Annotated in this window: 15 protein-coding genes; 3 read left to right on the top strand and 12 right to left on the bottom strand. The window is 49.5% G+C overall.

The genetic code is table 11. The features are described 5' to 3' along the window. From traJ to DXD65_RS18265, 9 genes are all read right to left on the bottom strand, one after another. Complete coding sequence (gene traJ / locus DXD65_RS18305) at positions 1–996, bottom strand: conjugative transposon protein TraJ (RefSeq protein WP_007478208.1); 996 nt, start codon at positions 994–996, stop codon at positions 1–3. A gap of 19 nt (positions 997–1015) precedes the next feature. Beyond that, positions 1016–1642, bottom strand: coding sequence for a DUF4141 domain-containing protein (locus DXD65_RS18300; protein WP_008648479.1), 627 nt, complete (start codon positions 1640–1642; stop codon positions 1016–1018). Next, positions 1642–1992: a DUF3876 domain-containing protein gene (locus tag DXD65_RS18295; protein ID WP_004326111.1), complete on the bottom strand. Its 351-nt coding sequence runs from the start codon at positions 1990–1992 to the stop codon at positions 1642–1644. Before DXD65_RS18295 ends, DXD65_RS18300 begins: the two co-directional genes overlap by 1 nt. Position 1993: 1 nt before the next feature. After that, entirely contained in the window at positions 1994–4516 is a 2523-nt protein-coding gene (locus DXD65_RS18290) for a TraG family conjugative transposon ATPase (RefSeq protein WP_117887852.1), read from the bottom strand. Then, entirely contained in the window at positions 4513–4848 is a 336-nt protein-coding gene (locus tag DXD65_RS18285) for a DUF4133 domain-containing protein (protein WP_014298470.1), read from the bottom strand. The genes DXD65_RS18290 and DXD65_RS18285 overlap by 4 nt, the downstream gene beginning before the upstream one ends. Before the next feature lie 10 nt (positions 4849–4858). Continuing rightward, complete coding sequence (locus DXD65_RS18280; RefSeq protein ID WP_004308755.1) at positions 4859–5155, bottom strand: DUF4134 domain-containing protein; 297 nt, start codon at positions 5153–5155, stop codon at positions 4859–4861. A gap of 170 nt (positions 5156–5325) precedes the next feature. Then, positions 5326–5988, bottom strand: coding sequence for a hypothetical protein (locus DXD65_RS18275; RefSeq protein ID WP_117543785.1), 663 nt, complete (start codon positions 5986–5988; stop codon positions 5326–5328). A 2-nt stretch (positions 5989–5990) separates the two neighbouring features. Continuing rightward, the gene (locus DXD65_RS18270; RefSeq protein ID WP_074857163.1) at positions 5991–6392 is read right to left on the bottom strand and encodes a DUF3408 domain-containing protein; all 402 of its coding nucleotides are present in this window, start codon (positions 6390–6392) and stop codon (positions 5991–5993) included. A gap of 1 nt (position 6393) precedes the next feature. Next, a complete protein-coding gene (locus DXD65_RS18265) occupies positions 6394–7176 on the bottom strand; it encodes a ParA family protein (RefSeq protein WP_005924189.1) in 783 nt (260 codons plus the stop codon). Between the two features lie 561 nt (positions 7177–7737). Between DXD65_RS18265 and mobA the strand changes: the two genes are divergently transcribed. Genes mobA through mobC form a run of 3 tightly spaced genes read left to right on the top strand, consistent with a single transcriptional unit; the run spans position 7738 to position 11440 of the window. Further along, entirely contained in the window at positions 7738–8160 is a 423-nt protein-coding gene (gene mobA, locus DXD65_RS18255) for a conjugal transfer protein MobA (RefSeq protein WP_032535946.1), read from the top strand. Next, entirely contained in the window at positions 8145–9413 is a 1269-nt protein-coding gene (gene mobB, locus DXD65_RS18250) for a conjugal transfer protein MobB (protein ID WP_080714515.1), read from the top strand. The genes mobA and mobB overlap by 16 nt, the downstream gene beginning before the upstream one ends. Before the next feature lie 17 nt (positions 9414–9430). After that, a complete protein-coding gene (gene mobC, locus DXD65_RS18245; RefSeq protein WP_032535948.1) occupies positions 9431–11440 on the top strand; it encodes a conjugal transfer protein MobC in 2010 nt (669 codons plus the stop codon). Positions 11441–11483: 43 nt separating this feature from the next. Here the strand turns inward: mobC and DXD65_RS18240 are convergent, their stop codons facing one another. From DXD65_RS18240 to DXD65_RS18220, 3 genes are all read right to left on the bottom strand, one after another. After that, positions 11484–12500: a nucleotidyl transferase AbiEii/AbiGii toxin family protein gene (locus DXD65_RS18240; protein WP_004309977.1), complete on the bottom strand. Its 1017-nt coding sequence runs from the start codon at positions 12498–12500 to the stop codon at positions 11484–11486. Between the two features lie 9 nt (positions 12501–12509). Continuing rightward, the gene (locus tag DXD65_RS18235; RefSeq protein WP_004309978.1) at positions 12510–13211 is read right to left on the bottom strand and encodes a DUF6088 family protein; all 702 of its coding nucleotides are present in this window, start codon (positions 13209–13211) and stop codon (positions 12510–12512) included. A gap of 946 nt (positions 13212–14157) precedes the next feature. Next, positions 14158–14514: hypothetical protein (locus DXD65_RS18220; protein ID WP_117887850.1), on the bottom strand; the 357-nt coding region annotated here is incomplete at its 5' end.

Raw genomic sequence — 14514 nt, 5'->3', positions numbered from 1 at the left:
TTATTTGAGTAGTTTCCCGGTTACTTTCCCGCTTGCCGCACCGACCGCAGCCCCGGCGATTGAACCAGCCCGTGCCACGTTGCGGTTATAGGCAGACGTACCGCCAGCCGACACTATCCAGCTTGCCACCGTTGGAATGGTGAAGTAGCCCACGATGCCGATAATCATAAAGATTACATACACGGTGCTGCTCCCGTCAGGAATGAAATTCGGGTCTGAAAGCTGCTCGATGTCTTTTTGTAGCATCAGGGTTTGTATGCGTGCCAGCACGCTGCTGAACAAGTCCGACACGGGTAGCCACAGGTAAATGGATATATAGCGTGAAATCCACTGGGTCAGCGTGCTTTGGAAACCGTCATAGACGGAAATCGCAAACGCCAGCGGACCCAGTATGCTTAACACGATTAGGAAGAACGTGCGCAGCGTGTCTATAATCAGCCCCGCCGCCTGAAAGAGCATTTCCAATAACTCCCTGAACCAGTCCCGGACGGACTTCTTTATATTATAAGCCGTCCTGTCCATGTACATGCCCGTCATGGTCACCATGTCGGAGGGCGACCAGCCCAGTTCTTCCAGTTGTCGGTCAAATTCCTCGTCCGATGCGAGGTAAGCCGTTTCGGGGCTTCGCATCAGGGCTTCATATTCCAGTCGGTCTTTCTGCGCCCGGTACTCGTTCATGTCGAAAGTCTGCGTTTCCATAAGCTGGTTGCACCCTTTTACCACTGGCGACAATACCGTGTTGATAGTGCCCAGCACGAACGTGGGAAAGAACATGATGCACAGCCCCAGCGCAAAGGGACGCAGGAGCGGGTACACGTCTATGGGTTCGGCACGTGCGAGCGACTGCCACACTTTGGCGGCTACATAGAACAAAGCTCCCAGCCCGGCTATCCCTTTGGCTACCCCCGTCATGTTGCTGCACAAGGGCATCATTTCATCGTACAGCACCCGCAACACTTGGTGCAGGTTGTCAAAATCCACCGCTGCTAATAACATAGGCATACCGATTTATATGTTACCAGTAGCGTTCATCCGCCGAGCCGTAGAGAGCCAGCACCCGGTCGGTGTCGTTCTTCTTCTTCGCCCGCAGGTAGGACACGGATATGTTCTTTCGGGTATAGTAGTTCACGAGGTTGCGGTAGTTGAGCAGGCTTTTATAGGCGTTGTTGATTACCGCCAGCCTTTCGGCATCCGTCAGCGACATGCCCGTCACGTTCACTACATTCTTCAAGTCCTGCAACACGTCCGCACTTTCGGAGAGCAGCTTGGCGTACCCGGCTGAAATGGCGGTGAGTTCATCCGGCGTGTAGTTCGGGTCTGCCAGCATGTTCTGATAGTTTCGCACGTAGATTTCGGATATTTCCGCCACCAGCTCAATGGACTTCTTCACCTTGATGCCGCCCTTGACCACGTCATGCACCGCTTTGAGCGCATCGTAATATTTTTTACCCTGCTGGAAAATCTTCTGCGCTTCCATGAAGCCGTCCAGCGTGTTCTTGGCAGTGGTGGAAGTCTGCACTATCTGCTTGGTGGTGTTGATGATGCCCTGCGCCAAGTTTCCGGGGTCTGACACCACCCACTGTGCGGATGCCTTGCCGATGAAGCAAAGGCACACCGCCATAAGGAGAATTGTTCTTTTCATTATCTTTTGTTTTCAGGGTTTGTAACTCGTTTGTATTCGCCGCCGGGCATGAGCGTTATCCGGTCGGTCTTTTTGTCATAGGTGAACTGTATGCGGAAGCCCGTTTCGATGAACAGGCAGCCGTTCCGTTCTGTTACCGGGTAAGCCGTTTCCAGTATTCTGCCCCTGACATTCGCTTTCCGGGTGACGGTGTATCTGCCGCCCGTTTCCGAGAGTGTGAAAGCCGGGTGTCCCCTGACGTGTACCCAATAGCCCTGCATCCTTTCCAGCTCCTTGCTTCCGCTGTCCTCGCAGCCCGCCAGCAGGCAGGCGGACAATAGCGTGTATATCAGATTGTCAATCCATTTCATGTTACTTGATTTTAGTTTGTTGGTAATTGGGGGGGCTTTTGCTTTCTGCAAGCCGCTTGATAGCCAGTTCAAGGTTGCCTCCCAGCTTGTCGGCGAGGGCGAACAGTTCCATTTTCTCGCTTTCCTCGGTCGTGTACGTGTAATATTCTTCCAATGAAACTTCCGTGGCATATACCGCCGATTGTGTGCCGCCCAGCGAGAAGAAAACTTCCTTGTACTTCCGTCCGGGGTGGTTCGCCATGTTGATAGACAATATCTGCGAACGCTCCTTGTCGGTCAGCCCCAGCAGGTTTTGTATACTGTCGAACTTGTTAAGGTATTTTCGCTGGTCTAACAATATTTTGCAGTCCGAGTTATTGATGATACTCTCTTTCACGATAGGGGAAGAAATAATATCCTCAATCTCTTGCGTGACTACAATCGCTTCCCCGAAATATTTACGGACTGTTTTGTAGAGGTAGCGGATATAGTCCGCCATGTTCGCCGATGCAATCGCTTTCCACGCTTCCTCGATTAGTATTAACTTCCTTATCCCCTTTAACTTGCGCATTTTGTTTATAAAGGCTTCCATGATGATGATAGTCGTTACCGGGAATAAAATCTTGTGGTCTTTGATATTATCCAATTCAAAGACAATAAAGCGTTTATGCAGCAAATCCAGCTCTTTGTCGGAGTTCAGCAGGTAGTCGTACTCACCGCCACGATAGTACGGTTCAAGCACGTTCAGGAAATTGTCAATGTCAAAATCCTTTTCCCTGACGTTCTTCTGTTCAAGCTGTTGGCGGTAATCATCCCGGACAAACTCGTAGAACGTGTTGAAGCAGGGCGTTACCGAACGGTCTTTGCCTATCAGTTCGATATAGGCACTTACCGCATTGGACAACGCCACTTCTTCCGACCGTTTGGGGGCTTCATCGTCCCGCTTCCACAGGGTGAGTATCAGGGTCTTGATACTCTCTTTCTTCTCGATGTCAAATACCCCGTCCTCGACATAGAACGGGTTGAACGCTATCGGGTTCTCGTTGGTGTAGGTGAAATAAATCCCGTCCTCGCCGTGCGTGCGGTTGTGGATAAGCTGGGACAGCCCCAAGTAACTGTTACCCGTATCGACCAGCAGCACGTGCGCACCCTGCTCGTAATACTGGCGCACCATGTGGTTGGTGAAGAAGGACTTACCCGACCCGCTCGGCCCAAGTATGAACTTGTTTCTGTTGGTCGTGATGCCTTTCTTCATGGGCAAATCCGATATGTCGATGTGCAGCGGGCGACCGCTTACCCTGTCCACCATTTTGATGCCGAACGGCGAAAGCGAACTCTTGTAGTTCGTTTCTTCCACGAACAGGCAGAGAGCCTGCCCCAAGAACGTGTAGAAACTTTCCTCTGCGGGGAAGTCGGCTTCGTTGCCGGGTATGCCCGCCCAAAAGAGCGTGGGCGTGTCGGTGGTGTTGTGGCGTGGCTTGCACTCCATTAGTGCAAGCTGGCTTCCCACATCGTTGCGTATGCGTTTGAGTTCGTCCCTATCGTCACTCCATGCCATGACGTTGCAGTGGCAGCGTACCGAAATAAGCCCCTTACTGTGCGCTTCGTTCAGGTACTCGTCTATCCACTCCTTGTTCACTTGGTTGGCACGGGAGTAACGGGAGAGCGATTGCATGTTCCGGGCGGTCTGCTCGAAGTTCTTCAGGTTTTCGGCGTGGTCGTCTATGAAGATGAACTGGTTATAGACGTGGTTACACGACAACAGTACGCCCACCGGGGCGGCAAAACTTAACCTGCAATCGCTTCTGTCTGTGGACAGCTTCTCAAATCGGCAGTCCGTCCCGACCTTTCCGGGCAAATCTTCCACGTCCGAAAGCGTGTGCAGGCACAGTATATCGTCCCCGACCCGCATTTCTTCCGGGTACAGCCCGATGTCTTTCAGGCAAGTAGTGTCGGTTTGTGAGAGCGAGAAGTATTTCTCGATGATGCCCGCCTTTCCGTCCTGCCCGGTGATTTCCGATGCCGCCAGCCGGGTAAGGGTGACAAAACCGCTGTCGTTCATAATCCTTTCAAACTGCCCGACCGCTTCGATGAACTTTGCCGCCGCTTCCTTGTCGGCTATCTCCTGCGGAACAATCCTGCCCCGGCAAAGGGTGGAGAAGTCGCTCTGTCGGCGGCTTCTCTCCCTTGTCGTTTTCGTCAGGAACAGGTAGCAGTAATGGTTCAGGAACGGGCGTTCATTGAAGTGCCGTTCAAAGGAGCGGCTTAAAAAACTAAGCTCGTCCCTTTCGGTGTCGGGCTGGTAGTTCTCCTTGATGAAGAAGTCCTGCTTGTGTACTATGGAGTAGTCGGGCAGCACCTTGACCGCCTTGTACCACGCCGAATGTATGGCTTCGTACTCGGCACTGGTGACGGTGAACAGTTCGGGCAGTTCCACCCTGAAAGCCACCGTTATGTCCGCATCCTTTGAAATGATGCAGCCGTTCTCCACCGCCAAAAGGGGAAATTTCCTTTCCAGCGTGGTAGCCTTTAACATATTCCTCATGTTCTTTCTTCCTTTCTTCTTTTGTAGTTGAACAGCCGGGGTATCGCCTTTCGGCTGATAATGAAGCGTGGGTGTCTTTTGCGTGCGGCTGCTTTCATCAGCCCGTGCGTGCCGTACTTGGCGTTGAGCCGGAACGTCTGCCACACGAGCAGCAGCGAAGCCGACACGATGAAACCGATACATAGCCACTGGTTCACGCCTGCCATGAACAGGACGATGAACACCACGAAGACGGCGAGCAAGCCGCCGCAAAAGATAAAGAGGTACTGGCTTTTCAGCCCCTTGAACTCTACCGACTTCCCGATACCCCTGTTTACCGGATATTCAGACATTGCCGCCTTTTTAGAGGAAGAACGAACGCAGGATAGTGGCGGCGACAATCAGGAAGATGCACGCCCCGAACCAACTGGCGGCGGTCTTTGAGGTGTCGGGGTCGCCGCTTGAAAACTTGTTATATACTTTTACCCCGCCAATCAAGCCGCAGACCGCCCCGATTGCGTACACCAGTTTTGTTCCGGGGTCAAAATACCCGGTGATTAGGTTCGTGGCTTCGGTGATGCCCGCCTGCCCGTTTCCTTGTGCGTAGGCACTTACCACGGCGGCAAGTATAGCCGCCGACAAGAAGATTTTCTTTCTCATTGTGATTTGTTTTTAATGCCGGGGCGGCGGGTGGATAGTCCGCCTTTCCCGGCTGGTGAATAATTTGAAATTTTAGTGGTCGGGGATAGTCCCGTTTGTCTGTTTGTTTTCAGGTTGCCAATCAACCGTAATCCCGTTGTTTCATACTGTCAGGCTTATACATTATTATATTATAGGAAATCGTTCATGTCGAACGCTTCGTGTTCCTCGCTTGTATCGCCAGTTCCGGCAGGGACAGCAGCCGTAGCCCGTTCCGCTTCGTTGCGTCCCAGCAGTTCCGCCACCTTTGCCAGCCCGCCGTTGATGTTCTCCACCACCGCATCGTAGAGGTTCGTCCCCTCAATGCTTGCCAGTGTCCCGGCGGTTTGCCGTTTCTCCGCTTCGGTGGGGTTGTCGGCGTTCGCCGTGCGTACCGCTTCGCCCAGTTCATCGAAGCTCACGCCCGTAGCCCGCCCGGTATCATCGTCACCGTCCATGTACCCGGCTATTTCCTCGTCCTCGTAGTCGGGTTCGTCATTCTCGTAACCGGGCGTTTCTTCCGCTTCGGCTGCTGTTTCCGGAATGTTTTCTTCCGGCTGTCCGTCAGCCTGCGGCGCAAAAATAGTATCATTTTCAGCCGCTTGCGGGAGGTGTCCCGATTTGTCCGCCGCTGTCCCGATTAGTCCGCCCTTGTATCGGCTTTCACCTATCAGCGTGTAGCCTGAAACCTCGTTTCGTGGGAGTGGCGCATCATCCGTTCTGCCCGTTGATGTCCGGCTGTCCGTGTAGCGATACCACAGCCATAGGGCGATATAGTACACCAAAAGCCCGGTAAGTATGCAATAGATTATCATAGTCAGACAGGCTTTTGGAAGTGGCTTTCGTACAGGGTGTTTATCTCGTCTTGGTACTGCTCGAAGTGCCGCAGCAGAATGTTTTCCACGTAGCTGCTTACCGTCACCTTGCGCCCGCCTATCACCGTCACGATACGCATCAGCTTCTCGTGCGTGGTACGGCTCACGTATAAGGGCTGTCGGTCTGCCAGTTCCACTTTCTGAAAGTAGGTTTCCCGGTAGTCGCCCGAACCGCCCTTGCGCTTGCGGGGTGTCGGTTTCTCTACTTGCACCGTTTCTGTTTGTGTTTCTTGCGGTACATCATTCGTCTTATTATTATCTTGTTTACTGGGAACACCCTGCGAGATAAGCTCTTTCATGAAATCCTCGTCTATCTTCGGCATCCCGCCGCTTTGCTTTGCCATATCATTTTAATTTGATGTAGTACACTATTTCGGTTATCAGTTCTTCCAAGTTGCTTCCCCTTACCAGCGGGCGGCTGGCGGGAAAGAGCGTGGAGCGGAACACCGCCTTTTTATCCGCCACCAGTTCCTTTTTGTAGCGTTTGGTATCGGGGATAAAGGTTTTCATCAGCGGCAGTTCCAGTTCCTTAATGGTCTTGTCGTAGGCGGTGTAAAGGTCTGTTTTCTCCCTACCGTCCACCATGTTCCAAAAGAGGTACAGCCCGGCAAGTCGGCAGGCTTCATTCCTCACCAATAGCTTTTGGATAGCCATTGCGAACGACAGGCTGCTTTCCAGCACCACCTTGTCGGCTGAAATGGGGGTGAAAATGTAGTCCATGCCCGCAAGGGAGTTTATCACGCCCTCGCTGTTCACCGTGCCGGGCAGGTCGAAAAACACTATATCCGGCACGTGTCCGGCGGCTATATGTTCGTCAGCCGTTGCAATCGCCTTTTCAGGTGAACTGCACAATACCGGGTAGGCTTTCTTCCCCAGCCGGGTGAACTGCTCATACGCCATTCGCTTGTAATCTTCATCCGCCCCGACCTGCTCGGCATCCCGCTTGCGCATCCCGGCAATGGAGTGTTGCGGGTAGTCGCAATCGACCACCGCCACATCGTAGCCTTTGAGGTAGTATAGGTAACTCGCCGCCAGCACGGTAAAGGTGGTTTTGCCGACCCCGCCCTTTTGGGTGGAAAAGGCGACATAAAGGGGTGTTTTCTCGTTTTCCATATTGCTTCCGTTCATTATTGGTTGATAGATTTGTTTATTGCTTTCAATCATTCATTCCATATTGCAATCTTGAAATATTGAAAGATTGTTTTATTTCAATCTTGTTTTCCTGCTTTCATTCTTTCTTGAAATATTGAAATCCTGCAATCATGTTTTATTGAAATCCTGCTTTCAATCATTCTTTCCTGATTGGAATATTTCTTTCAATCTTGCTTTCAATATTGAAATCCGATGCAAAAAAAGGGAGAAAAAACGTCCCCTGAAAACCTTGTCCCGATTTGTCCTGCGCTGTCCCGTTTTGTCCACCAACCACCTATTTTACAGCATTATAAATCACCGTTACTTTGCAGCGGAGTAACGAACCGCAGGGGGCGCAGGTGTAAAACAGGGCTGGTGAACGGCAGGGCTTACCGTTCCACGCTAACCCCAATCCGTCCGTGACGGATTTCGATTTTCGTCAGAAAATAGCAAGGTGTGTTTTGTAGCATACAAAACCGTTTTCCGTGCCTGAAAACGCCTTGCCCCTTGCGGGGGTAAAAATCACTCCGAAGTCGTAATTTTTTAATCCAAAGAAGCATGGAAACAAGAAGAACCAACAAGGGCGGTCGCCCCGCCCTCGCAGACCCGGCGAAGCATCGCCATGTCCTTTACCTGAACGACCGGGAGAACGCCCGTTTCCTCTCGCAGTGGGAGCAGTCGGGCGTCACGAGCAAGTCCCGGTTCATCGCTGCCCGACTATTCGGCGAGCCGTTCCGGGTGGTGAAAGTGGATAAGTCGGCGGTCGAGTATTGCGCCCGGCTGACCGAATTTTACGCCCAGTTCAGAGCCGTGGCGGTCAATTATAACCAAGTTGTAAAGGCGTTGCATAGCAATTTTTCGGAGAAAAAGGCACTGGCTTTTCTCTATAAACTGGAAAAGGCGACCACTGAATTATCTATGTTAAACCGTCAGGTTATCGACCTGACAAACGAGTGCAAGGAACTATGGTTGCCAAAATAAGCACTGGCGGCAATATGTTCGGCGCACTGGCGTACAACCAAAACAAGGTGGACAGCGAGGAAGCAAAGGTGCTTTTTTCCAACAAAATGCTGTTGAGCGAGGACGGGAATTTCTCTATCGGCGAGTGTATGCGCAGCTTTGAAATGCAGATGCCCGTCCAGCTTTCCACCAAGAAGCCGATACTTCATATTTCCATAAACCCGCACCCGGAAGACGTGCTGACCGACCAGCAGCTTTCCGACATCGCACGGGAGTATATGCGGAAGTTGGGCTATGGCGACCAGCCTTATTTGGTGTACAAGCATACCGACATCGACCGCCACCATATCCACATCGTGGGGTTGCGGGTGGACGAGAACGGCAGACCGCTGAATGACAGGTTCGAGCATCGGCGCAGCAAGCAAATCACCCGTGAACTGGAAAAGAAATACGGGCTGCACCCGGCAGAGCGAAAGGAACGTGCCGAACGTCCGGAACTTAAAAAGGTGGACTATGCCGCCGGGGACGTGAAGCACCAAATCGGCAACACCGTGAAAGCGGCTTGTTACGGCTACCGCTTCCAGTCGTTCGGGGAATATAAGGCTTTGCTTGCCGCTTACAACGTGTGCGCCGAGGAAGTCAAAGGCGAGATAAACGGCAAGCCCTATCAGGGCATTGTCTATTCCGCCATGAACGACAAGGGCGAAAAGACAGGCAACCCGGTAAAGGCTTCCCGCATCGGCAAGTCGGTAGGTTATGAAGCGGTGCAGCGCAGAATGGAGAAATCGGGCGAAGCAATCAAGAACGGGAAATTGAAAGAACGCACCCGGAAGATTGTAGCCAATGCCATGCAGACCGCCCACAGCCGCAAGGAACTGGAACAGCAGCTAAGGAAGCGGGGCATTGACGTGGTATTCCGTCAGAACGACAGCGGGCGCATCTATGGCGTTACGTTCATCGACCATGACAGCCGGGTGGTGCTGAACGGTTCACGCTTGGGCAAGGAGTATTCGGCGAACGTGTTCAACGAACGTTTTTCGGGCGAAACCGGAAAGATACACCAGCCCGAAGTGGCAGCACCGCAGCAAGACCAGCCCACGCATCAGGAACAGCAGGGCTTCACGCCGAAAGCCGACATCGTTTCGGGCGTGGCTTCCGTGCTGGGTGCTTTCGGCGGTTTGCTGGGCGGCGGTGCATCAGGCGGTGACGAGCCGCAGGACACCGCCCGCCAAAAGAGAAAGAAGAAAAAGAAGCGCACAAGGCACATCGACTAACTTAAAAACATACAATTATGCAGCAAGAGGATGATTTGAGAGGGCTTGCAAGGGTCATGGACTTTATGCGGGCTGTCAGTATTCTATTCGTGGGAATAAACGTGTACTGGTTCTGTTACTCCACCCTGAAAGAATGGGGAGTGACCTTTGAAGTGATAGACAAGATACTGTGGAACTTCCAGCGCACCACCGGGCTGTTCTCGTCCGTTCTTTGGACAAAACTTTTTGCGGTGGTGTTCCTCGCCCTGTCGTGCATCGGCACTAAGGGCGTGAAAGAGGAAAAGATAACGTGGACGAAGATACATTGCAGCCTTGCGGCGGGTGTCGTGTTGTTTTTCCTGAACTGGTGGCTGCTGGAACTTCCGCTGCCACATACGGCGGATGCCGTGTTTTATATCGCCACGCTTTCGGTGGGCTATATCTGTATGCTCATGGCGGGTACGTGGATGTCCCGGTTGTTGAAAAACAACCTCATGGATGATGTCTTTAATACCGAGAACGAAAGTTTCCAGCAGGAAACAAGGCTTATCGAGAACGAGTATTCGGTAAATCTGCCTACCCGGTTCTACTATAAGAAGAAGTGGAACAATGGCTATATTAACGTTGTAAACGTTTTTCGTGCGAGCATCGTGTTAGGAACGCCGGGCAGCGGGAAGTCATACGCAGTAGTAAATAATTACATAAAACAGCAAATCGAGAAAGGTTTTGCGCTCTACCTGTATGATTATAAGTTTCCTGACCTTTCGGAAATCGCTTACAATCATTTACTTAACCACTTGGACGGCTACAAGGTTAAGCCGAAATTTTACGTTATCAATTTTGACGACCCACGCAAGAGCCACCGATGCAACCCGATAAATGCCAGCTTCATGTCGGACATTGCGGATGCCTACGAAGCAAGCTACACGATAATGCTTAACCTCAATCGAAGTTGGATAAGCAAGCAGGGCGATTTCTTCGTGGAAAGTCCGATTATCCTTTTGGCGGCTATAATTTGGTATCTCCGTATCTATCAAGGCGGTAAGTATTGCACGTTCCCCCATGCCATAGAACTGTTGAACAAGAAATACGCCGATGTATTCACCATTTTGCGCAGCTACCCCGAACTGGAAAATTACCTTTCCCCGTTCGTAGATGCTTGGGAATCGGACGCCCAAGAACAGTTGCAGGGGCAGATTGCCAGTGCGAAAATCCCGCTTTCAAGGATGATTTCACCCGCCCTTTACTGGGTTATGACAGGTGATGATTTTTCACTGGACATCAACAACCCGAAAGAGCCTAAAATCTTGGTTGTCGGCAACAATCCTGACCGCCAAAATATCTACTCGGCAGCATTGGGACTGTATAATTCCCGTATCGTGAAGCTGATAAACAAGAAAGGTCAGCTTAAAAGTTCGGTGATTATAGACGAGTTGCCAACGATTTATTTTCGTGGACTTGACAATTTGATTGCTACGGCACGAAGCAACAAGGTAGCGGTTCTGCTGGGCTTTCAGGATTACAGCCAGCTTACCCGTGACTACGGGGACAAGGAAAGCCGGGTAATCCAAAATACTGTGGGCAACGTGTTCAGCGGTCAGGTAGTCGGTGAAACGGCGAAAATCCTTTCCGAGCGTTTCGGAAAGGTGTTGCAGAAACGGCAGAGCATGACAATCAACCAACGGGAAAAATCCACCTCGATAAGCACCCAAATGGACAGCCTGATACCCGCCAGCAAAATATCCAACCTCACGCAAGGTATGTTCGTGGGGGCAATAGCGGACAATTTCGATGAACGGATAGAGCAGAAGATTTTCCACTGTGAAATCGTGGTGGACAATGAAAAGGTGAAGCGGGAAACCGCCCGTTACGTGAAGTTGCCGCAGATTATCGACTTCACCGACAAGGACGGCAACGACCGGATGCAGGAGGAGATACAAGCCAACTATGACCGCATCCGTCAGGAAGTCAGGCAGATAGTCGAGGACGAGATAACCCGGATTAAGAACGACCCGGAGTTATGCCACTTGATTAAGGAGGAAGAATAGCTATATATAATAATGTATGGAGTGAAGAACAGCCGATGTAGCTTTACGGTTGTTCTTCATTTTGCTTTTTGGTGCGGTAGGCTTCAAAACGCACTAATATTTCGTGCAGGTTCTTCAATGCTTCCACAGCCTTGCCTATCGGCGGCATCTTGCTTTTGTCGAAAGTCAGTTTCTTCAAATCGGTAGTGTACGCCGTAGCCACTTCGGGTAACGCCATGACCGCTTCGGCATCCTTGAATATCGGTGCATCAGCCAGCGACAAGTGCGAACGGGAGTTTTTATTTAGTCCGTCCTCTATCGTCACCCGGTACATGGCATCCAAGAAATCTTCCGAATGTAGGTAATCGTTATATTCCTGATTGTGGTAGAGTGCCGACAAGTCGTAAACGTCACGGATATGCTTTGCCAACAGTGCGGCTGCATCCTCATTGTAAGACAGCTTTACCAGCCTTGAAACCTTGTCGCAGATAGTCTTTCGGGGGTTGATACACTGCGTTTCAAAACTTTCCAGCCCGTAGGTGCTTATCAGTTCCTCTTGCCCGATGCTTTCAAGAAAGGCGGTCACAATCGGTTTGATAACCCGCTTGTCCGCCGGGTAGAACATCAGTTTTTTGTCCGGCAGGTCACAGGATTTTATCTCTACTTCCAAATGTTCTTTCAGTCCCACGCCTTGAAATACATTGTCATACGAGAAATACAGTTTACGGTAATTACCGCCCGTTTCCGACAAATCTTCCTTGTATATGTCGCTATTGAGTTCGGCTATGTATTTGGAAAGTTTCTTGTTCAATGTCTTTTCTGCCTGCTTGGACGCACCTTTATCACCCGTGAACACGAACAAGTCCAAATCTTCCGAGAAACGTTCTATCAGCCCGTAGGCTTTGGAAAGTGAAGTTCCGCCTTTGAAGTAGGTCTTATCCGCATATTCGGACATGGAAATATCCCGCAGTATCTTCGATACCCAGTAATCCTTTTCCACGTGCGACTGCTCGTAGCCGAAATGGTCAGCCGCCAGTGCGATGATTTCCTTGAACGCTTCCTTGTCCGAATGTAAATTCATATTTCTGTCCTATGCTGTTTTATAATCCAAGTTGAACCGTGTCGTGGGAAGAATGGTCTTTGCCATTTCCGTTTGCAATACGGTTTGTCTGATGTCGCCCAGTATATCCGCCACCACCTTTCTGACACGTGGCGGGTAACTTTTCGCCAAAGATACGATTTTTTCCAGTTCCGGCAGGCTGTACCCGTTGAAATATTGGCTTTTGACCCGGTTGTAGATGTCCTGCCCGGTTGTTCCGGGTATGCGCTTCATGTCCTTTATCGCATCGAGCAGCCGCAAGTACGGGACAAGGCTTTCATCCGGATAGACCATGCAGTAGGCTTTCACGCACTCTATATCCAAGTTCTTGAAACGGAAACGGCGAACCGGGTTAGGAGTGGCTATCGTTATGGTTGTGGCTACCTGTTCGGTCAGCCCCATTTTGTTATAGATGTAAGCCCCCGTGATATAGCCGTTCAGTTTTTCAGTCAGGTAGCGGAACTGTTCATCCTGATAGACAGGCAGCTTTCCCAGCCCCAGCACTGATTTCTTGGGACGGTAGTACGCCCCCTTTTCAACCCGTACCAGTACCCCTTTGCGGCTCTGTTCGGAAAGTAGCACCGCAACATTGGCGGTCTTTTCCGTTTCAAACGACAAATCCCGGAACGTGAATATACGCCCGGTATCTATCCGTTCAATCTGCCCAAGTATCTCTTTCCTGAATGAAGCCATATTTATGTCCTTTGTTTCTATCTGCAAAGATAGTATATTATGTAATCACCTGCAAAAACATAACAAAGATTTTGCCGAAGATGTTTTCTTTTTGTCGTGTCACCTGATAATAGGAGAATAACGGAAACTCAATCAAAGGCTTGCCATACGCTTCATAAACGCTTCACAAATGGCTCACAAGTATAATGCGATTTTTGTAAAACTGTTGATTATAAGCCGAAAACAATATATACAAATGGCTCACAAATGGCTCGTTTAAAGCAAGCGATTAACTTCGGTCTGTACCCGTTTTAAATCTCCAACCAACAGTTGGAGATTTACCGCACCCGGATAATTTCAAGCTCCGCAGGACAAATTCGGGCATCCCTTGCCCCCGTTTTTAGTCGCTATCTGTAGACTGGACTATTATTATACCATTCAATAATCAAATCATTATCGTTATTATGGACATTTAAAGTGAAAAAGATATTCCTATAATGATTAAAGCAATAGATGCAAATATGTATCTATATCTTTTTGTAGAAATCATTGCTCCTATACAAGAGATAGATACAGCAAAATGCATACATTTTAAACTTAACTCTGTAGTCTTAAATATACACATAGACAAAAAAGATAATGCCAAAACAAATAGTATAGCATTCAATATATATTTCAGTTTCATATTCCTTTGATTTACATTGACCTTATTAGCAGTAGCATATAAATTGCTCATCCTAACCCAATAACCAATCCTATACAAAAGAACAAGGTGAATCTCTTTTCCTTGTGTTTCAGCCCATAGACCAGCCCGATAATAGCACATAAAGGAATATTAGATGAATCTGCATTTTTTCCTTTATTTACAAGGTATTTATGACTTTCTTTGCTCAATTTGCAAATCTCACGGTTCTCATTGTTCTGTTGTAGCATACATTTATGCAACTTAATGTTCCCATGATTCAGTTTAATCTATTTTCTCTAATTCAATTGTAGCTACTTTCTCTTTATCTGGACTAATTTCATTCTGTATAATGGTTATATGTTTTTGGGTATAGCTTTTGATAATCCAAGGGGCTCCACCCAAATATAAAGCATTGCTATTAAATGTGATATATTTCCCTTCTATTGTATAAGTAATATCAATTTCATCGTAACCTTCCCAATTTACTTTCCCTTTCCGAGTATCTACAAATTGCATACCGACCCCCATATTTTGTACTGTCCAAGCCTCACAATGCCCTGTTCCACGCCATGAAGTCTGATAAAGTGCTTCGGGGGTTAATTCATTTGTCTGTTCATTATCATCGTCGCAGCTTATAAA

It is taken from the genome of Bacteroides sp. 4_1_36, assembly GCF_003466325.1.
In the GTDB taxonomy this organism is placed as follows: Bacteria; Bacteroidota; Bacteroidia; order Bacteroidales; family Bacteroidaceae; genus Bacteroides; species Bacteroides uniformis.
This window is presented reverse-complemented; position numbering and strand designations above follow the sequence as displayed.